Raw genomic sequence first — 18,765 nt, forward strand, 5'->3', positions numbered from 1 at the left:
GATGGGCTTGAACGGCCGGGCTGCGCCCGCCCCGAAAGGGGCGCGGGGAACGGCGCGACCAGCCACACACCACCCGCAGCCGCCGACGTACTCGCAGTCCCGAGCTCCGTCTCGAACGCCGTCGCGAACCGCCGGGCTCAGCGGCCGCGGTGTGCCGCCCTCTCCATCGCCGCCACCTGCTCCAGCAGCGGCATCGGATCCGCCCCCACCGTTCCGGGCAGGAAGTCCGCGATCCTCTCCGGGGTCCACGCGCCCTCCGCGTAGGCCGCCCTCAGTTCCCTCGGCTGTGCCCAGACCGCCAGTTTCCGGCCCGCGATCGTGTACACCTGGCCCGTGATGCCCTCCTCCTTCGCGCGGTCGGACAGGAGGTACACCACCAGCGCCGCCACGTCCTCGGGGTCGCCGATCTCCTTCAGCTCCATGGGGACGTTCGCCGACATTCGGGTACGGGCGACGGGGGCCACCGCGTTCGCCGTCACCCCGTACTTGTGCAGGCCCAGGGCCGCGCTGCGCACCAGCGAGATGACGCCGCCCTTCGCCGCGCTGTAGTTGGCCTGCGACACCGAGCCCTGGTGGTTGCCGCTCGTGAAACCGATCAGCGTGCCCGAGCGCTGCTTCCGCATCACCGCCGACGCCGCGCGGAACACCGTGAACGTGCCCTTGAGGTGCGTGGCGAGCACCGGGTCCCACTCCTGCTCGGTCATGTTGAACAGCATCCGTTCGCGCAGGATGCCCGCCACGCACACCACCCCGTCCAGGCGGCCGTACGCCGAGAGCGCCTGGTCCACCACCCGCTGCCCGCCCGCCATGGTCGAGACGTCGTCGGCGACCGCGACGGCCTCCCCGCCCGCCGCCTCGATCTCCTTGACCACGGCGTCGGCCACCTCGCTCGTGGGCGAGGCGCCGTCCACCAGGACCCCGTAGTCGTTGACGACGACCCGAGCCCCCTCCGCCGCCGCGGCCAGCGCCACCGCCCGTCCGATGCCCCGGCCCCCGCCCGTCACCGCGACGACCCTGCCCGCCAGGAAGTCCGCCATGCTCAGCCCCTCCTCTTCCCCTTCCAGGGTTTCTGACGATCCGTTAGATTCTCTCGCAGTCGGATTTTACGGGTCGTCAGATACTCCGGGACAAGCCCCCGGGAGGGCCGATGTCACTGCCCGCCGAGTTCCACGAGATCGCAAGACGCGTGAACAACTGGGGGCGCTGGGGCGCGGAGGACGAGATCGGGACGCTGAACCTCGTCACCGACCAGGTGGTGCGCGAGGCCGCCGCCTGTGTGCGCAGTGGGCGGCGGGTACCGCTCGCCCTTCCGCTCCGGCAGGACGGAGTGCAGACCGGCGTCATCGCGGGGCGGGTCAATCCGTTGCACGTGATGGTGCAGATCAACCAGGAGATCTTCGGCCCGGGCACGGTGGCGTGCAGCGACGACGCCGTGACCATGGGCCTTCAGGCGGCCACGCACTGGGACGCGCTCCCGCACGTCTCGCACTCCGGGAAGCTCTACAACGGCCGTCCGGCCGCAACGGTGACACCACACGGCGGCGCCGCGTTCAGCGGGATCGACAAACCGCGGCACATCGTCTCCCGGGGGGTGCTCCTCGACATCCCCCGGGCGCTCGGCCGGGAGCGGCTCGAGGGTTCGTACACCGTCACGCCGGAGGACCTGGACGCGGCCGAGGAGTTCGCCGGTACGCGGGTGCGGGCGGGTGACATCGTCCTCGTACGGACCGGGCAGATCCGCACCTATCTCTCGGGCGACAAACAGGCCTACGGTTATCCGTCGCCGGGGCTGTCGGTGCGGACCCCGGAGTGGTTCCACGCGCGCGATGTGGCGGCGGTCGCGAACGACACGCTCACCTTCGAGGTCTTTCCCCCCGAGATCGAGGATCTATGGCTGCCCGTGCACGCCCTCCATCTCGTGGAGATGGGTATGCCGCAGGGGCAGAACTGGAACCTCGAGGAGTTGTCCACAGCCTGTGGAGAAGAGGGGCGCTACGCCTTCCTGCTGTCCGCGACACCCGAACCGTTCGTCGGCGGCACCGGAAGCCCCGTGGCCCCGGTGGCCGTCCTGTGAGCCGGAGATGCCGAACGGGCCGGCGGCGCGCCGCCGGCCCGTTCGGCATCTCCACCCACCCCCGGACGGTCCCCCCGGGCCGCCCGACCCCGCAGGAGCCGGCGCCGAAGCACGATCCGCACTCGTCGAGGGCTCCCGTCACCCGAGTCCTCGGCGTCCCCTCACGACGGATCGCCGAACACAAGCGTGATCAAACAGACACACGGCGTCAACAGGCCCTCGGCGATTCCTCACGTTTGCCGTTCTTGTGACGGCGCGTACGGAAGCAGACCCCGGCGCACTCATCCACGATCCACTCCAGGCAGCCATGCCCGTACGACCGCCGAGCCGCCCGCACCCAGGCGCATGCACCGGCGCTCCCCCGGGCGGACGCCCGGTCCGGTCCGCTCACACCCCGCCGTAGGGTCCCGTCACACCACGCCATACGCGAAGCGAGGTGCCGCCTTCGCGCCGCACACCGTCGCCCCGTCCTCGGCCGGCGCGGTACAGCGGTCCACCTCGCACCAGATGCGCTTGCCCGCACCCTCGGCGTCCCAGCCCCAGCGGTCGGCGAGCCCGTCGACCAGCTCCAGGCCACGGCCCCCGGTCTCCTCGCCCCCCGCGTGCCGGGGCTGCGGCGGGCAGGCGCTGCGGTCGGCGACCTCCAGACGGACGGTCCCCGCGGGGGCATCGGAGGGGCCGTCACAGGCGCCGGTCAGCAGCAGGCGCAGCACAGCGGGGCAACCGGTGTGCACCACGGCATTGGTGACCAGTTCCGAGACGAGCAGGATCAGCGTCTCGGCCAGCGGTTCGTCCGCCGCTATGCCCGACCCGGTAAGACGCGAGCGCGCCCACCGCCGGGCCCGACCCACTTCAGCGGGGTCGGGCCGGATCTCCAGCTGCACTTGAAGCACCTGCACCGCTCACACCATCCGAACCGGCGGACACATCGCCTCGCACCTCGCAAGGGCCACGATCGTGGTCATCGTCTGCATGGCAGGAACCAGGATCACGGACCGTGATTCCCTTGCACGACAGCATGGTTGACGTACAGTCACCCCAACAAGCGCTTCGGGCATATTCCAGCGCGAAGGAGTACGCGTACGCCATACTGTGCGACGCTTGCCACGGTGAGTCGAACAGGCAGGCACGACGAGCCGCCCTGCCTCACGAACGGCACACATCGCCGGATCCGGCGCCGCCCCAGGGGCCGCACCGTGGTGGATCGGGCTCAGAACCGCTCGCATCCCACACAAGGTACCGGAGCCCTCCCGCGACTCCACCCCGTGACAAGTCACGCGTAGGACACAACCCGGTATCAACGCTCCGTGATTACGGATTGCCACAATCCGCGACATTCAGGTCCGGACGCACCGAATAAGCCCTGCTCAGGGCCTTTCAGCTCACCCCTGAAAGCAGTTCCCCAGCCAGCTTTTCCTCACTCTCCGCACTCGAACCCATACGCTGGGTCCGTACCCACGCTCGCTTCAGGTACAGGTGCACCTCCGCCTCCCATGTGAAGCCCATACCGCCGTGCACCTGGAGGCAGTCGCGGGCGCAGCGAACGGCCGCCTCGTCGGCGAGCAGACGGGCCGCGGCGATGTCGAGGGGGTCGGCGGTGACGGCGGCGGCGTACACCGCGGCACGGGCCGTCTCCACCCGCACCAGGCTCTCAGCGCACAGGTGTTTGACCGCCTGGAAGGCCCCGATCGGTTGACCGAACTGCTCGCGGGTCCGCGCGTGCCGCACCGCCAGCTCGCAGGTCCGCGCGGCGCCGCCGAGCTGTTCGGCGGCGGTGAGGAGGACGGCGACGGGGTCCGGGGGCCCGGCGGCCCGGGCGACCCGGTGCAGGGGGGTCAGCGGGTCCACCGACGCCAGTGGTGCGGCTCCGGTCGCGTCGCCACGGATGACGTCCGCCTCCCCCAGCCACTCCACCAGCCCGCCGTACACCGCCGTGACCACCGTCCGCCCGCTCGCCGCGCCCGGCACCTCGCCCGCCGCGAGGTGGGTGGCCACCAGCGGGCCGGGCAGCAGCGCCCGGCCGGCCTCCTCGAAGAGCAGAACCGCCTCCGGCAGGCCGAGTCCGGCCCCGCCGTCCGCCTCCGGCAACCGCAGCGCGAAGAAGCCCGACTCGCCCAGTTCCCGCCACAGCCCACGGTCGAGCGCGCCGGGCCGGTCCACGGCGGCCCTCAGCACCTCCCGGCCGAAGCGGCGCTGGAGCAGACCGCGCACAGCTGCCCGCAACACCCGCTGGTCGTCGGTCGGCTGGAAGTGCACGTCCGCGTCACCGTCCCTTCGGCAGGCCGAGGATGCGTTCGGCCACGATGTTCCGCTGGATCTGCGAGGTGCCGGCCGCGATCGTGTACGACAGGGACGACAGCCGGTCCAGGACCCATGGGCGGCCGAGGTCCAGGGACTCGGGGCCCAGGACCTCGGCGGCTGCGTCGTACAGCTCCTGACGCGCGTGCGAATACCGCAGCTTGAAGACCGAGCCGCCCACGCCCGGAATCCCTCCCGTCTGCTCCGCCTCGCTCACGTTCCACTGCGTGAGCCGCCACAGGGCACGGAACTCGGCGTTCAGCCGCCCCAGCCTCCGCCGCAGGCAGGGGTCGTCCCAGCGGCCGTTCGCCTGTGCCCGGCGGGCGAGTTCGCCGAGCACGCGGCGGCAGGCCACCACCTCCCCCACGAACGCGGTGCCGCGTTCGAAGGACAGCGTCACCATGGTCACGCGCCAGCCGTCGTTCTCCGCGCCGACCCGGTTGACGACCGGCACGCGCACCTCGTCGAGGAACACCTCCGCGAACTCCTCGGACCCGGCGAGCGTCCGCAGCGGCCGTACGGTGACGCCCGGTGCGTCCATGGGCATCGCCAGCCAGGTGATGCCCCGGTGCTTCGGCGCGTCGGGGTCGGTGCGCACCAGCAGTTCGCACCAGTCGGCGACCAACGCGTGGGAGGTCCAGACCTTGGATCCGCTCACCACGTAGTCGTCGCCGTCCCGCCACGCGCGCGTGCGCAGCGCGGCGAGGTCGGACCCGGCGTCCGGCTCGCTGAACCCCTGGCACCACACCTCGTCCCCGCGCAGGATCGGCGGCAGCCAGCGCTCCCGCTGCCCTGGAGTGCCCTCGGCGGCGATGGTGGGCCCGGCGTGCAGCAGCCCGACGAAGTTGGCCCCCACATAGGGCGCGCCCGCCTTCTCGGTCTCCTCGAGGAAGATCAGCCGCACGGTCGGGGAGGCGTCCCAGTGGACGTCGGCGTACCCGGCGTCGTACAGCACGCGCTGCCACCCGAGGTCGTAGGCGCGCCGCCCGGGCCAGTCGTCCGGGGACGGTTTGGGCGGCAGGGTGGGGAGCACCTTGGCGAGCCACTCCCGCAGCCGGGCCCGGAACTCCTCTTCCTCCGGGGTGCAGGACAGGTCCATCAGCGGTCGAGGTCCAGGTCCAGCATGCGGATCGCGTTGCCCCGCATCAGCTTGTACACCGTCTCGTCGTCCAGGCCCTTGACATGGTCGAGGGCGACCTCCCTGGTGTGCGGGAAGGTCGAGTCGACGTGCGGGTAGTCGGTCTCGAAGGTGGCGTTGTCTCGGCCGACCACGTCGAGCGACGCGACGCCGTGCTTGTCGCGGAAGAAGCAGCAGAAGATCTGCCGGCGGTAGTACGTCGACGGCGGCTCGGGGACCAGGTCGCGGACACCGCCCCAGGCGCGGTGCTCCTCCCAGACGTCGTCGGCGCGTTCCAGGGCGTACGGGATCCAGCCCATCTGTCCCTCCGAGTAGGCGAGCTTGAGGCGTGGGAACCTCACCAGGACCCCGCTGAACAGGTAGTCCATCATCGAGGCCATCGCGTTGTTGAAGCTGAGCGAGGCCTGGACGGCAGGAGGCGCGTCGGGCGAGGCGGCGGGCATCTGCGAACTGCTGCCGATGTGCATGTTGACCACCGTCCCGGTCTCCTGGCAGACGGCGAAGAACGGGTCCCAGTAGCCGGAGTGGATGGAGGGCAGGCCGAGGTGGGTGGGGATCTCGGAGAAGGTGACGGCCCGGACCCCCCGGCCGGCGTTGCGCCGGATCTCGGCGACCGCGAGGCCGATGTCCCACAGGGGGATCAGGCACAGCGGGATGAGCCGGCCACCGCTGTCGCCGCACCACTCCTCGACCATCCAGTCGTTGTAGGCGCGGACACAGGCCAGGGCGACCTCCTTGTCGTGCGCCTCGGCGAAGGTCTGACCGCAGAAGCGCGGGAAGGTCGGGAAGCAGAGGCTGGCCTCGACGTGGTTGAGGTCCATGTCCTCCAGGCGGGCCTCGGGGTCCCAGCACCCGCGCCGCATCTGCTCCCTGGTGATCCCCTCCAGGGTCATCTCGTCACGGTCGAAGCCGACGGCGGCGATGTTCCGCTTGTAGGGGAACTTCAGGTCCTCGTAGATCCACCAGTCCGTCGGCGGCCCCTCCGGGTCCATGGTGATCTGGTACTTCCCGCCGACGTAAACCAGTTCGCCGATCCCGGCGGTCAGCGGCTGCGGGCCCCGGTCCCGGTACTTGGCCGGCAGCCAGGTCTCGAAGAGGTGCGCGGGCTCGATCACGTGGTCGTCGACGCTGATGATGCGGGGCAGTTCACTCGCCATGGTTCCCCTCCGCCGGACCGGCTCTCATCTGATGGATCGTCAGATAGCATGTCATCTGACGAGTCGTCAGCCAAGCAGAGGGGCCGGCCGTGAACGAGACCCCGCACGCCCTGAGTTCCGCCCGCACGCTGTGGGAACTGGTCGAGCGCCGCGCCGGCCTCACCCCCGGCCGTCCGGTCCTGCTCCAGGAGGACCGGGTTCTCACCTTCGGCGACCTGCGCACCCGCGCCGAGCGCGTGGCGGCCGGCCTGTACCGCATGGGCGTACGCCCCGGCACGGTGGTCGCCTGGCAGCTGCCCACCCGCATCGAGACCGCCCTGCTGTCCTTCGCGCTGGCCCGCCTGGGCGCCGTCCAGTCCCCGGTGATCCCCTACTACCGGGACCGCGAGGTCGGCTTCGCGCTGTGCGAGTCCAAGGCGGAGTTCTTCGCGGTGCCGGGCGTCTGGCGCGGACACGACCACACGGAGATGGCCCGCCGGCTGGGCGCGAAAGGCGTCTTCGAGGCGTACGACGACCTGCCGGACGGCGACCCGTCGACGCTCCCCGCCCCGCCCGCCGAGGGCACCTCGGTCCGCTGGATCTACTGGACCTCGGGCACCACCTCCGCCCCCAAGGGAGTCCTGCACACCGACCGCTCGCTGATCGCGGGCGGCTCCTGCCTGGCCCACGCCCTGCGCCTGACCCCGGACGACGTCGGCTCCATGGCCTTTCCGTACGCCCACATAGCGGGCCCCGACTACACGGTGATGCTCCTGCTGTACGGCTTCCCGGCCGTGATGTTCGAGCACTTCGCGCTCCCTCGGGCGCTGGCGGAGTACCGGCGGCACGGGGTGACGGTGGCGGGCGGCTCGACGGCGTTCTACTCGATGTTCCTGGCCGAGCAACGCAGACAGCCGGGCCGGAAGCTGATCCGCTCGCTCCGGCTCCTCGCGGGCGGCGGCGCCCCCAAGCCGCCCGAGCTGTATCACTCCGTGGCCCGCGAGATGGGCGTACAGCTGACCCACGGGTACGGCATGACCGAGGTCCCGATGATCACCATGGGGGACCCCGGGGACACTCCCGAGAACCTGGCGACGACGGAGGGGCGGCCGCCCGAGGGGATGGAGGTCCGCATCGTCGACGGGGAGGTACGGCTGCGGGGAGAGGCCGTCTGCCAGGGGTATCTGGATCCGGCGCAGACGGCGGAGGCCTTCGACGAGGAGGGGTTCCTGCGCACCGGCGACCTCGGCCACCTGACCGGCAGCGGTCATCTGGTGCTGACCGGGCGCCGCAAGGACGTCATCATCCGCAAGGGGGAGAACATCTCCGCCAGGGAGATCGAGGACCTGCTGCACACGCACCCCGCGGTGCAGGACGTGGCGGTGATCGGGCTCCCGGACGAGGTGCGCGGGGAGCTGGTGTGCGCGGTGGTCGAACAGCCGCCGGGCGCCGAGGAGCTGACGCTCCCGGCGGTCACCTCCTACCTGCGGGCGGCGGGGCTGTCCGTGCACAAGCTGCCGGAGCGGCTCGAGGTGGTGGAGGCCCTTCCGCGGGGGGAGACCCTGCGGAAGGTGCTCAAGTACGAGCTGCGGGAGCGCTATTCGGGCTCTGAGGCCTCGGGGACTACTCCGGGACCGTGAAGTACCGGGCGAACGCGGACACGATCTCGCTCTCGCCGACCTTGCCGTCCCCGTCCGCGTCGAGTGCCGCGGCCGCCGCCCGGGCCACTTCCTCCGGTGCGCCGAGGGCCGTCAGGGCACGGGCCGTCTCCGCGACCGTGGCGGCGCCGTCGCGGTCGCCGTCCGCCACGGCGAGCGCCGCGTGCAGGAACGGACGGGCGATCTCCGCGAACCTCTCCGGGTTGTCCCGCAACCGCTTCACCGCCCCGCCCACGAACTCCTCGCGGGTGATGCGCTGGTCGCCGTCCCGGTCCGCTATCCCGGCCATGCCCTGCCAGAACGCCTCAGCCCCGGCGTACAGGGCCTGCCCCTGCTCGGACCTGGCCGCGGTGCCGAACTCGGTGAGGACCGCCTTGGCCGCCGCGCTGAAGTCCGCGCGGTCGATGTAGCCGTTGCCGTCCTGGTCGAAACCGGCGAACCGGGCGGCGATCCTGCGCTCGTACTCGGTGCTGACCATGGTGTTTCGGGCCGCCTCACATCACATCGGGGGTGTTTCTCGCAGGGAGCGTACGACGCGGGGGGCCTGCGGGGAGCCGGAAAACGGCGGTTGTACCAAGACCGCAGGAATTCCGGGACAACAGTGTGGCTGTCCTGCGACGTTCCGTTGACCAGGGTGTGCCGGCGCTCACACCGAGGGGTGCCGTGGGCAGGTCGGGCGGTGGCGTGGGGTCGGGTCGCGCGCTTGGCGTACGGTCAGGCCGACAGGGGCCGCGAGGTGTCGTCGGTGGCCGAGCCGAGGTCCGGGTGCACGTCGAAGAGACGGCGGACGCCGAGGGCGGCGAGGACGCGGTTGACGTGTGTGCCCTCGGGCGCGCCGTGCCCGGGCAGGACGATGCGGAGCCGGCCCCGGCAGGAGCGGATCAGTCTGCGTGCGGCGACGAGCACACCGACACCGCTGGAGTCGCAGAAGACCACTTGGGAGAGGTCGAGTACGAGGCAGTGGCGGCCGTCCGCCACCACGTCGTGCACCCGCTGGCGCAGCAGCGGTGACGTCATCAGGTCAAGTTCGCCCGTCACTTGGAGCACCGTCCACTCGCCGTGCTTCTCGCCGGTCACTGTGAGCGTCACCGCCATGCCTCCCGCCTGCCCGGGCCTGCCCGCGCCGTCCGTGAAACGGAAGCGGTCCCTTCGCTTCCTTTGGAGCGCAGCTGCCCGAACGCCCATCTATGAAACACCGAACTGTCGATCGAAACTGGGTAGTAGATGAGCCAATTCAATCGGTAACGGTCTTGTTCGTTCAGGCCTGATCCGTAGTCGGCTGGGTAGGCGCCCGCCTCCGGCCTGCTCCCGCGCGGGACCGCTTCTACCATCCGCGGCTCGCCGAGGGGCGCACATTGCCACAAAGGGGCGTGCGTTGTCCGATGTGCGGACTACATTCGAAGGCATCGGGGGGCGCACGCTGAACCGGAACAGGGCGCAGGGCACGTCCGGGGACGAGGGGGCCGCATGGCGAAGAAGGACGCACCGCCCCGGTGGGACCGCAGGATGCAGCAGCGGCTCGCCCGGGGTGAGGCCGCCGCGCTCGGAGAGTGCTACGACCGGTTCGCCTCCCTGGTGCACGGCCTCGCGCACCGGGTGCTCGGGGACGAGGAGGGGGCGGACGCCGTCACACGCGAGGTGTTCGCGTACGTCTGGGAGAACCCCGAGTCCTACGACCCCAGGCGGGAGCCGCTGCGGACCTGGGTCGCCGCACTGACCCATCGGCTCGCCGTCCAGCGGCTGCGCGCCACCGAGACCGCCGCACTGGCGCGGGACGGCCGGGGCACGGCGGAGGACCTGGAGCGCAGGGTGCGCCAGGCCTCGGTGGCGGCCCGCGCGGACTACATCGTCACCTCGATGCCGGTACCGCTGCGCGCCGCCCTGGAACGGGCCTACTTCCAGCGCCGGGACTACCGCCAGACCGCCGCCGACCTCGGCATCACGGAGGACGAGGCCCGCCGCCGGCTCCGTCTCGGCCTCCAGCTCCTCGCCACCGCCCATGAGACGCGGCCCTCGGGCACGCCTCCGGAAACGGGGGGTGTGTGGTGAGCGGGGCGGAGCGTTCCCTTGGGCGGGAGGAGTTCGAGGGGGGCGGCGCGTACGAGGGGAACGACGGGCGGGGCGCACCCGGCGGCGCCGGCGAGCGGGAGGTGTCCGAAGTGGCCCGGGGTCCGCTGGCCGGTGGGGGCGCGGCGCCCGGGGCCGATGCGGTCCCGCTCGAGCACCGGGTGCTGAAGTCGCTGCTCGGGGCCTGGGCGCTGGCCGCCTGTTCCGCGGAGGAGACCGCCGCCGTGGACGCGCACCTCGGTGGCTGCGGCCCGTGCGCGGAGGAGGCGCGGCGGCTGCGGAAGGCGGTCGGGCTGTTGCAGCGTTCCGAGAGTCTGGATCTCGACCCCGCCCTGCGCACCCGTGTCCTGGCGAGTTGCCTCGACCGGCGCCCGCCGCGCATCCCCGTGCCGGAGTGGGCGGCCCCCTACGACGCGGAGGCCGCGCGCCTGGACGCCCTGCTGCAGGACATCGGCGACGCCGAGTGGCACACCCCGGTCAGGCTGCGCTGGTTCGACGGGAGGGCACCGGCGAGCCGCCGCACCACCGTGGCCGGGGTCATCGCCCATCTGCTCTCCGTCGACGGCCTGGTCGCGGTGGCGCTCGGGCTGGAGGACCCCCTGGGGGACACCGCCGGGGACGACGGCAGCCCCGAGGGGCGCACGGAGGCGTACTGGCGCGCCTCCCACTTCCCGCCGACCCGCTCCGTCCGCGTCCCGTGGCGCGACCAGACCCACCAGCTGGTCCGGGCGGTCTCCCTCACCGAAGACACCGGCGGGGCGGTCCCGGTGCCGTACGGCGCCTTCGGGCTGTCGCTGCACGACGCGATGCTGGATCGGGCCTTCGAGTGCTGGGTGCACGCGGAGGACATCGCGAACGCCGTCGACTACCCCTACGACCCGCCGGCCCCGCGCCACCTGCACCAGATGTTCGACCTGGCGGTACGGATACTGCCGCTGACCCTGGCCGCGCGGCGGCGCGCCGGCCTCGCCGCGCCCCCGCGCGGTGGCCGGCACCTGGTCCCGGCGGGAGAGCCCGGGCGCAGCCTGCGTCTGGAGATCGAGGGTCTGGGCGGCGGCGAGTGGCTGATTCCGCTCGACTCCCCCGGTGCGGTGGCCTCCCCCGAGCACGAGGTGGCGCACGTCGCGCTCGACGGGGTGGAGTTCTGCCGCCTAGCCGCCGGCCATGTCCCACCGCAGGATGCGGCCGCGGGGCAGGTCGGCGACCGGGAGGCGATCAGCGACGTGCTCTTCGCGGCGGCGTCCCTGAGCCGGATGTAGACGTCAGGGTCGCTAGGCGAAGACCACCGTACGGCGGCCGTTCAGCAGGATGCGGCGCTCCGCGTGCCACTTCACCGCGCGTGCCAGCGCCTGGCACTCCACGTCCCGCCCCGTCGCCACCAGCTGGTCCGGGGTGACGTCGTGGCCGACCCGCTCGACCTCCTGCTCGATGATCGGACCCTCGTCGAGGTCGGCCGTCACGTAGTGCGCGGTCGCGCCGATCAGCTTCACACCGCGCGCGTGGGCCTGGTGGTAGGGCTTGGCGCCCTTGAAGCTCGGCAGGAAGGAGTGGTGGATGTTGATGATCCTGCCGCTGAGCTGCTTGCACAGGTCGTCCGAGAGCACCTGCATATAGCGGGCCAGGACCACCAGCTCGACGTCCAGCTCGCGCACCAGCTCCAGCAGTCGCGCCTCGGAGTCCGACTTGGTGTCCTTCGTCACCGGGATGTGGTGGAAGGGAATGTTGTACGAGCCCACCAGCTCGGCGAAGTCGGTGTGGTTGGAGACCACGGCCGCGATCTCGATGGGCAGCGCGCCGATCCGGGCACGGAAGAGCAGGTCGTTCAGGCAGTGGCCGAACTTGCTGACCATGAGGATGACGCGCATCTTGTCGTCGGCCCGGTGGATCTGCCATTCCATCTGGAAGGAGTCACCGATCGCCGCGAAGCTCGCGCGCAGCTTGTCCACGGTCACCGGGGCCTCGGCGGAGAAGTGGACCCGCATGAAGAACAGTCCCGTGTCCTGGTCGCCGAACTGCTGACTGTCGACGATGTTGCAGCCGGTCATGAACAGGTAGCTCGACACGGCGTGCACGATGCCCTGCTTGTCAGGGCAGGAGAGCGTGAGGACGTACTGGTCGGCCGGGACCGAGGCTCGGGTGGACTGCTCGTTCATGCACGCCAGGGTCTCATGTCCGAGGGCCGGCGTGGACCGCCGTCCCGCAACCCGGACGGTCGGCGGAGACAGGGCCCACGCCGGACCCCGGCGCCCACGCCGGCGACAGGGCCTACGCGCTCCTCGTCAGGATCCGCAGCACCTCGAGCGTGCGCGGCGGCACGTCCGGGTCCTCCCCGTCGGCCACGGAGAGCCGTACGTGGGCGTCCCGTGCCGCCCGCACCGCCTCCGGCCACGCCTGGTGATTGAGGTAGGCGTCCACCGGCGCGTCCGGCCCGACCTGGTGCATGATCCGCAGCACACGCAGGACGGCCGTGTCGACGAGGGCCGCCTCCTGCGAGTCCCGGAAGATCGTGCCGACGTATTTCTCGGCCGACCAGTTGTCCAGCCAGGTGTCCTCGACCAGGCGGTACACGGCGTCGGTGACGTCGCCGTACCCCTCGACACCGGCCAGCCAGACGTCCCGCTGGAAGACGGGATCGGAGAGCATGTGCAGCGCGGAGCGCACATTGCTGCGCCAGCGCCACCACGGCATGTCGTTGAGTGGCATGCCGCCCATGGTGGATGAGCGACGACCGCGACGGGAAGAGTTCTCCGGAGCTTGCACGGTCATCGATCGTACGTTCCCTGTGAAATACGGATCATCGGACCCCGCAATTCACCTCGTCGTCACCTTCCGTTGACCGGGGATGACAGGACGGTTAGCGGTGTGAGGGAATCGTGCGTGTCCATGACCGGCAGGCGACGCACCAGCTCCTCCCCCACCGGCCCCCGCGTTCCGGGCCTCGTCCCTGAAAAAGCGACTCCCCGCGTAAGGACCTTCCTGCTCTCCGCGGGGGCGCTGGTGGCAGTTGCGTCGATAGCGGTCGCCTGCGGGGTCGTCCCCGGTACCACGGGGGGTTCCGGGGACGACCACGTGACCGTCATGACCTGGGCACCCGACCAGACCTCGGCGACCAACAAGCCGGGCATGCCGGCGATGGCGCAGGCCTACGCACGTTGGGTCAACGCGCACGGCGGCCTGGGCGGCCGCAAGCTCAAGGTCCTGACCTGCAACGACCACAACGACTACGTGGACGCCGCCAAATGCGCCCGGCTCGCCGTGAAGGAGAACGCCGCCGCGGTCGTCGGCTCCTACAGTCAGTACGCCAGCTCCTTCCTCTCCCCGCTGGAGTCGGCGGGCATCCCCTACATCGGCGGCTACGGCCTGACCGACGACGAGTTCAAGAGCGTGCTGTCCTATCCCGTCAACGGCGGCCAGCCCGCACTTCTGGCCGGCCTCGGCGAGGAGCTGGGCCGGACCTGCGGCCGCGTCGCGCTGGTGCGTCCCGACACGGTGGCCGGTGACGCACTTCCCCTCCTGCTCGACGCCGGACTGAAGGCGGCGCACCACGCGCCGGTGGCCGACGTGCGCGCCGCCGAGGACGCCACCGCCCTCGACGACCAGGCACGGCAGGCGCTGGAGGAGGCGACGGCGGATCCCGGGAAGAAGGGGTGCGTGGTCCCGGCGCTCGACGAACGCACCGGGACCTTCATGGACTCCTTCCGCCGCCTGAGCGCCGACTACCGGCCGGTGCGCACCGCGTCCGTGCTCGGCAGCGTGGACCAGTCGGTGATCGACTCCTCCGGCGGCGGCTCCGGCCCCTACGAGGACGCGTACGTCACCGGCTGGTACCCGGAGGCGTCGGACACGCGCTGGAACGAGATGAAGGAAGTGATCAAGGAGCAGGCCTTCGACGACAACCGGATCGATCCGGCGGACGCGGGCGTGCAGACCACGTGGATCGCGTACACGGTCCTGAAGAAGGTCGTCGAGTCGCTCGGCAACGGCGAGGTGTCGGCCCGCACGATCCGCATGGCCCTCGACAACGGCCTGAAGATCGACACGGGCGGCCTCACCCCGACGCTGCGCTGGCGCTTCCAGGACCTGACCGCGGTCGTCGGCTTCCCCCGCCTGATCAACTCCGACGTGACCTTCCAGGTCGTGCGCGACGGGCGGCTGGTGGCGGCGCGCAAGGGCTTCGTGAACGTGTCGAAGACGCTGGAGAGCACGGACAGCGAGTGAGGCGTGCCGGTGCGCGCCGCCCCCTTCACCGGGCGGCGCGCACCGCCGTGCTCACAGCTGGGTCGGCCGGCGCTCGGTCAGGCCGTACTTCTGCGCGATGCCGTTCCATATCTGCGCCGCCTTCGCCTTCTGGGCGCTGGCCGTGCCGCTGTCCCGGTTGCCCGCCTGGGCCTGGGGGGTGACGCGCGCACGGCCCTTCTTGCAGCCCTTGTCGCCCGAGACCTGGTCGGCCCAGGCCGCGTAGTGGCTGTCGGCGGACGCGGACGCCTTCCAGGCGCTGGTGAGCGCGGCGGTCAGCGCGGCGTGGTCGGCGAGCTTGTCGACCTGGAGTCCGGACAGCCGGCTGACCAGGTCGTTGCGCTGCTTGGCCGCGTCCCGCAGGTCGGCGGCCGACTGGTCGAGGTTCTGGCACGTCTTGACGTTCGCCACCGCCCTGATCACCGCGTCGCGGCTGTTGCCGCTGTCGGCGAGGAGCTTGTCCAGGGCCACGGCCTGCGCCCGGGCCGGGTCGGCGGCGCCCGACCCCGAGGAGTCCGGTGCGGCCCCGGTCGCGGCGACGGACTTGCTGTCGTCGCTCGTGCCACCGCTGCCGCCACCACCGCCGAGCAGGGCGCCGGCCCCGATCCCGAGGACGACTATGCCGACGCCGACGGCCGCGATGAGGGGGATACGCGAGCGGGTACGGCCACCGCGCTCGCCGGCCGCCCGGCCATCGGGTGCGCCGGGGGCGTCCGCGCCGTCGAACCGCGGCAGGTGCTGGGTGGGTTCGGCGAACCCGCCCGCGCCGCCTCGGAAGAGGTTGTCGAACTCGGCCGGCGGCGCCTGCCCCGGCCCCCCGGGCCGCACGGCGTACGGCTGGCCGGGCACGGGCGGAAGGTACTGCGTGGCCTGGGCGTCGGGGCCGGCGGCGGGCGGCAGCGGACCGGCGGCGCGTCCGAGGACCTGGGTGGCCTGGTCAGCGGGCATCTCCGGGGGCAGCGCGCCCGGACCCACCGGCGGGATGTACTGGGTGGCCCCCTCGTCGGGAGTGGCGGCCACCGGGGGTATGTACTGCGTCGCACCCTCGTTCGGGGCGACGGCGACGGGGGGCAGGTACTGCGTGGCTCCTTCGTCGGCGGAGCCGGCCGGCGGGGGCAGGGGCCCGGCACCGGCGCTCTGCTGCGGGGGCAGCGGCTGTCCCGAGCCGGCCGGCGGCTGCTGCCCCCAGGCCGAGCGCGGGTCCGAGCCCTCCCAGGACGGCTGCGCGCCCCACTGCTGGTTCTGGTTCTGCTGCCGGCCGGCCTGCTCCGGCCCCCAGGGCTGCCCCCACGCCTGACCGCCCGCGGGGCCGGGCGCGGGCGCCGGGGGTATGGAACCGTTCACTCCGCTCGTCTGGCCCGGCAGTAGGGGCGCACCGCCGTCGGAGGGCAGCACGATGCCTTCGCGCGCGGGCCGCGCCGAGGGCTCCTCGCCCTGTCCACTCTGCGTCACCGGGACTCCTACGAATGGGGGACTTTCGGAATCGTCGGCTCACGCTACCGGGTCCCCATGACCGGTGCTACGTCGGACAGGGGGAGCGCTCCGCAGGGGCGCGGGACTGTGCCGATATGCGGCTTCCGCCGCGACGGGGGTCCCCCCAGCTCGAACGAGGCCGAGAGCTGGGGAGACCCCGGCTCGAGCGAAGCCGAGAACTTGGGGGAGCGACCAGCCGCAACCCGCACCGACGAGACATCCGTCACCCCTACGGCGACACCCCCGGGGCCCCGGGCGAAGCCCCGCGCCCCCCGGGCACGTCACGCAACCGCCGGAGGCACTACGCGGCTGCCAGATCCAACCGCGCCCCGAACTCCCGCACCACGGCCTCCTCCCGGTACGGCTCGAGCCGCTGCTGCAGGTCCTCGAGATACTCCGCTCCCCGACTGGACCGCAGCGTGCCGAGCAGTTCCACGGCCTTCAACCCGGTGTGGCACGCCTGCTCCACCTCCCGCTGCTGCACCTGCGCGGTGGCGAGGAGCACCAGCCCGATCGCCCGCCGCCGGGCCCGGGACTCGGGATGCCCGGCGAGCGACTCCTCCGCCCGCCGGGCCGCCGCCTCCGCCTGCCCCAGGTCCCGGTGACAGTGCGCCAGCTCGTCCGCCAGGTACGCCTCGTCGAAGTGCGCGATCCACGCCGGATCGTCCCCGGACGCCGCGTCGGCCGACTCCAGCGCCGTCACCGCACGCCCGGACGCGATCTGCGTGGCGCGCACATCGCCCATCAGCGCATGACCGCGCGCCTCCGCCGCGCAGAACATCGCCTCCGCGCGCGGGGTCACGCGCCCTCGCGCCCCCTCCTGCGCCGCCCGCGCCAACTGCGCGATCTCGCGCGGGTTTCCGAGCTGCGCCGCGAGGTGGCTCATCGACGCGGCGAGCACATAACCGCCGTACCCCCGGTCACCGGCCGCCTGCGCGAGCCGCAGCGCCTGGATGTAGTACCGCTGCGCGAGCCCCGGCTGTCCGGTGTCGACCGCCATGTACCCCGCGAGCTCGGTCAACCGCGCGACCGCCCCGAACAGTTCGCGTCCCACCGCGTCCCGGTACGACCCCGCCAGCAGCCCGGAGACGACGCTGTTGAGGTAGTGCACGACGACCGGCCGTACATGCCCGCTGCCGTACTGGTGGTCCAGTTCGACCAGGGCCTGCGTCATGGCCCGTACCGCGTCCACGTCCGACTGTCCCACCCGTGGCCCGGCCGACCGCGCGACCTGCGGGTCCGGCCCGGAGATCAGCCAGTCGCGGCTCGGCTCGACGAGCGCGGACGCGGCGACCGAGGACCCGGACAGGAAGTCCCGGCGTCCGACGTCGCTGCGCCACAGCTCGCAGACCTGCTCGATCGCGCCGAGCACCGTGGGCGAGAACTGCAGACCGACGCCCGACGCCAGGTTCTTGCCGTTGGCCATGCCGATCTCGTCGATCGTCACCGTGCGCCCCAGTTTGCGGCCGAGCGCCTCCGCGATGATCGCCGGGGCCCGGCCCCGCGGCTGCTGTCCACGGAGCCAACGGGCCACGGACGTCTTGTCGTAGCGCAGGTCGAGGCCGTGCTCCGCGCCGCACATGTTGACCCGGCGGGCGAGCCCCGCGTTCGAGCAGCCCGCTTCCTGAATGAGCGCCTGCAGTCGTTCGTTCGGCTGCCGCGCGACAAGAGGCCTGGCGGCCATGGCGTACCCCCTATTTCCTGGCTCGGTTCGCCGAGTGGCCGGTGCACCGAAAAGATCCGGCCTTGAAGATCGATGCCCAGCGGATATTCCCCTGATGCGAGACATGCGCAGATTGCCGGGGTAAAGGCTGGTCCCGCACCCCCCACCTGGTTACCCCACCCCCGCTGCGGTTCCCCGTGCGCGCCCCCACCCGTGCATCCATGCGCCCCATCCGCGGAAACGGTGCTCCTCCCCGGCGCATGTGGGATGAAAAGGACATGCTCAAAAAGCACTGGTCCACCCGGAGACGGCCCCGAGTGTCCGAGGCGTAACCCGCGGTGATCGCTGGAGTTGAGTTCATCGTGGAAGAGACCATCGCGGGCCCTGAAGCTGCCCACATCCCGAAGCAGCGCGGCGAATCGCTCCTGGACGCCGCCGTCCGTTACGTCGAGGAGCGTCACTGGGACGTGTTCCCCGGCACCTGGCTGGATGCCGTCGACGGGATGCACCGCTGCTCCTGCGGTCAGTCCGCGTGTCCCGCGCCCGGGGCGCACCCGGCACGCGACGACTGGGCGACGCAGGCGACCGGCAGTGCCACCGTCGCTCGCGGTCTGTGGTCCGAGCGGCCGACCGCGTCGATCCTGCTGCCCACCGGGCGCACGTTCGACGCGATCGACGTCCCGGAGACCGCCGGCTTCCTCGCCCTCGCGCGCATGGAGCGCATGGAGCTGACGCTCGGTCCGGTGACGCTGACACCGGCGCGGCGCATGCAGTTCTTCGTGCTGCCGGGCGCGTCCGCGAAGGTGCCGGACCTGCTGCGCAGACTGGGCTGGCAGCCCGCCTCGCTCGACCTGGTCACGCTCGGCGAGGGCGCGTATGTGGCCGCGCCGCCCACCCGGTTCGGATCGCGGGGGGCCGTGCAGTGGGCGCGGCGGCCCACGTCGGCGAACCGGTGGCTGCCGGATGCGGAGGAGCTGCTGTCGCCCTTGGCCTATGCGTGCGGTAGGGATCGCTAGCCGGGC

At 71.9% G+C, this 18,765-nt stretch carries 17 protein-coding genes; 6 read left to right on the forward strand and 11 right to left on the reverse strand.

Features of this window, described 5'->3' with window-relative positions:
- Positions 1-137: 137 nt before the first annotated feature.
- A complete protein-coding gene (locus ACFYZE_RS29250) occupies positions 138-1,037 on the reverse strand; it encodes an SDR family oxidoreductase (RefSeq protein ID WP_389000350.1) in 900 nt (299 codons plus the stop codon).
- Positions 1,038-1,147: 110 nt separating this feature from the next.
- Here ACFYZE_RS29250 and ACFYZE_RS29255 point away from each other — a divergent pair, with 110 nt between their 5' ends.
- Positions 1,148-2,074: a cyclase family protein gene (locus ACFYZE_RS29255; protein WP_389000353.1), complete on the forward strand. Its 927-nt coding sequence runs from the start codon at positions 1,148-1,150 to the stop codon at positions 2,072-2,074.
- 410 nt (positions 2,075-2,484) lie between these two features.
- Here ACFYZE_RS29255 and ACFYZE_RS29260 read toward each other — a convergent pair whose 3' ends face one another.
- The 4 genes from ACFYZE_RS29260 to ACFYZE_RS29275 form a co-directional block, all read right to left on the reverse strand.
- Positions 2,485-2,973 (reverse strand): ATP-binding protein, encoded by a 489-nt coding sequence (locus tag ACFYZE_RS29260; RefSeq protein ID WP_389000356.1) that lies wholly within the window; start codon positions 2,971-2,973, stop codon positions 2,485-2,487.
- 478 nt (positions 2,974-3,451) lie between these two features.
- Positions 3,452-4,330 (reverse strand): acyl-CoA dehydrogenase family protein, encoded by an 879-nt coding sequence (locus tag ACFYZE_RS29265; protein WP_389000359.1) that lies wholly within the window; start codon positions 4,328-4,330, stop codon positions 3,452-3,454.
- A gap of 7 nt (positions 4,331-4,337) precedes the next feature.
- The gene (locus tag ACFYZE_RS29270) at positions 4,338-5,471 is read right to left on the reverse strand and encodes an acyl-CoA dehydrogenase (protein ID WP_389000362.1); all 1,134 of its coding nucleotides are present in this window, start codon (positions 5,469-5,471) and stop codon (positions 4,338-4,340) included.
- On the reverse strand, positions 5,471-6,667 hold the full coding sequence (locus tag ACFYZE_RS29275; protein WP_389000365.1) for an amidohydrolase family protein: 1,197 nt from the start codon (positions 6,665-6,667) through the stop codon (positions 5,471-5,473). The genes ACFYZE_RS29270 and ACFYZE_RS29275 overlap by 1 nt, the downstream gene beginning before the upstream one ends.
- A gap of 89 nt (positions 6,668-6,756) precedes the next feature.
- On the opposite strand from ACFYZE_RS29275, the gene ACFYZE_RS29280 reads away from it, so the two are divergent.
- Positions 6,757-8,286, forward strand: a complete 1,530-nt coding sequence (locus ACFYZE_RS29280) for a class I adenylate-forming enzyme family protein (protein WP_389000368.1) — start codon at positions 6,757-6,759, stop codon at positions 8,284-8,286.
- Here ACFYZE_RS29280 and ACFYZE_RS29285 read toward each other — a convergent pair.
- Entirely contained in the window at positions 8,270-8,782 is a 513-nt protein-coding gene (locus ACFYZE_RS29285; protein WP_389000371.1) for an EF-hand domain-containing protein, read from the reverse strand. The two genes, ACFYZE_RS29280 and ACFYZE_RS29285, sit on opposite strands and share 17 nt — an antisense overlap.
- 236 nt (positions 8,783-9,018) lie before the next feature.
- A complete protein-coding gene (locus ACFYZE_RS29290) occupies positions 9,019-9,399 on the reverse strand; it encodes an STAS domain-containing protein (RefSeq protein WP_389000374.1) in 381 nt (126 codons plus the stop codon).
- A gap of 372 nt (positions 9,400-9,771) precedes the next feature.
- On the opposite strand from ACFYZE_RS29290, the gene ACFYZE_RS29295 reads away from it, so the two are divergent.
- Positions 9,772-10,353 (forward strand): sigma-70 family RNA polymerase sigma factor, encoded by a 582-nt coding sequence (locus tag ACFYZE_RS29295; protein WP_389000377.1) that lies wholly within the window; start codon positions 9,772-9,774, stop codon positions 10,351-10,353.
- A 110-nt stretch (positions 10,354-10,463) separates the two neighbouring features.
- Positions 10,464-11,630 (forward strand): maleylpyruvate isomerase N-terminal domain-containing protein, encoded by a 1,167-nt coding sequence (locus ACFYZE_RS29300; protein WP_389000447.1) that lies wholly within the window; start codon positions 10,464-10,466, stop codon positions 11,628-11,630.
- Positions 11,631-11,642: 12 nt separating this feature from the next.
- Here the strand turns inward: ACFYZE_RS29300 and purU are convergent, their stop codons facing one another.
- Both purU and ACFYZE_RS29310 read right to left on the reverse strand, forming a co-directional pair.
- On the reverse strand, positions 11,643-12,524 hold the full coding sequence (purU, locus tag ACFYZE_RS29305) for a formyltetrahydrofolate deformylase (RefSeq protein ID WP_389000380.1): 882 nt from the start codon (positions 12,522-12,524) through the stop codon (positions 11,643-11,645).
- 112 nt (positions 12,525-12,636) lie between these two features.
- On the reverse strand, positions 12,637-13,137 hold the full coding sequence (locus tag ACFYZE_RS29310) for a hypothetical protein (RefSeq protein ID WP_200420883.1): 501 nt from the start codon (positions 13,135-13,137) through the stop codon (positions 12,637-12,639).
- A gap of 117 nt (positions 13,138-13,254) precedes the next feature.
- On the opposite strand from ACFYZE_RS29310, the gene ACFYZE_RS29315 reads away from it, so the two are divergent.
- A complete protein-coding gene (locus tag ACFYZE_RS29315; protein ID WP_389000383.1) occupies positions 13,255-14,589 on the forward strand; it encodes an ABC transporter substrate-binding protein in 1,335 nt (444 codons plus the stop codon).
- A 51-nt stretch (positions 14,590-14,640) separates the two neighbouring features.
- On the opposite strand, the gene ACFYZE_RS29320 is transcribed toward ACFYZE_RS29315, so the two are convergent.
- Both ACFYZE_RS29320 and ACFYZE_RS29325 read right to left on the reverse strand, forming a co-directional pair.
- Positions 14,641-16,059, reverse strand: coding sequence for a hypothetical protein (locus ACFYZE_RS29320; protein WP_389000386.1), 1,419 nt, complete (start codon positions 16,057-16,059; stop codon positions 14,641-14,643).
- Between the two features lie 322 nt (positions 16,060-16,381).
- Positions 16,382-17,764 carry a transcriptional regulator gene (locus ACFYZE_RS29325; protein ID WP_389000389.1) on the reverse strand — a complete coding sequence of 461 codons (1,383 nt, stop codon included), beginning with the start codon at positions 17,762-17,764 and terminating at the stop codon, positions 16,382-16,384.
- Between the two features lie 341 nt (positions 17,765-18,105).
- On the opposite strand from ACFYZE_RS29325, the gene ACFYZE_RS29330 reads away from it, so the two are divergent.
- Positions 18,106-18,759, forward strand: a complete 654-nt coding sequence (locus ACFYZE_RS29330) for a bifunctional DNA primase/polymerase (protein WP_389000449.1) — start codon at positions 18,106-18,108, stop codon at positions 18,757-18,759.
- Positions 18,760-18,765 lie beyond the last annotated feature (6 nt).

It is taken from the genome of Streptomyces sp. NPDC001796, from assembly GCF_042892355.1.
In the GTDB taxonomy this organism is placed as follows: Bacteria; Actinomycetota; Actinomycetes; order Streptomycetales; family Streptomycetaceae; genus Streptomyces.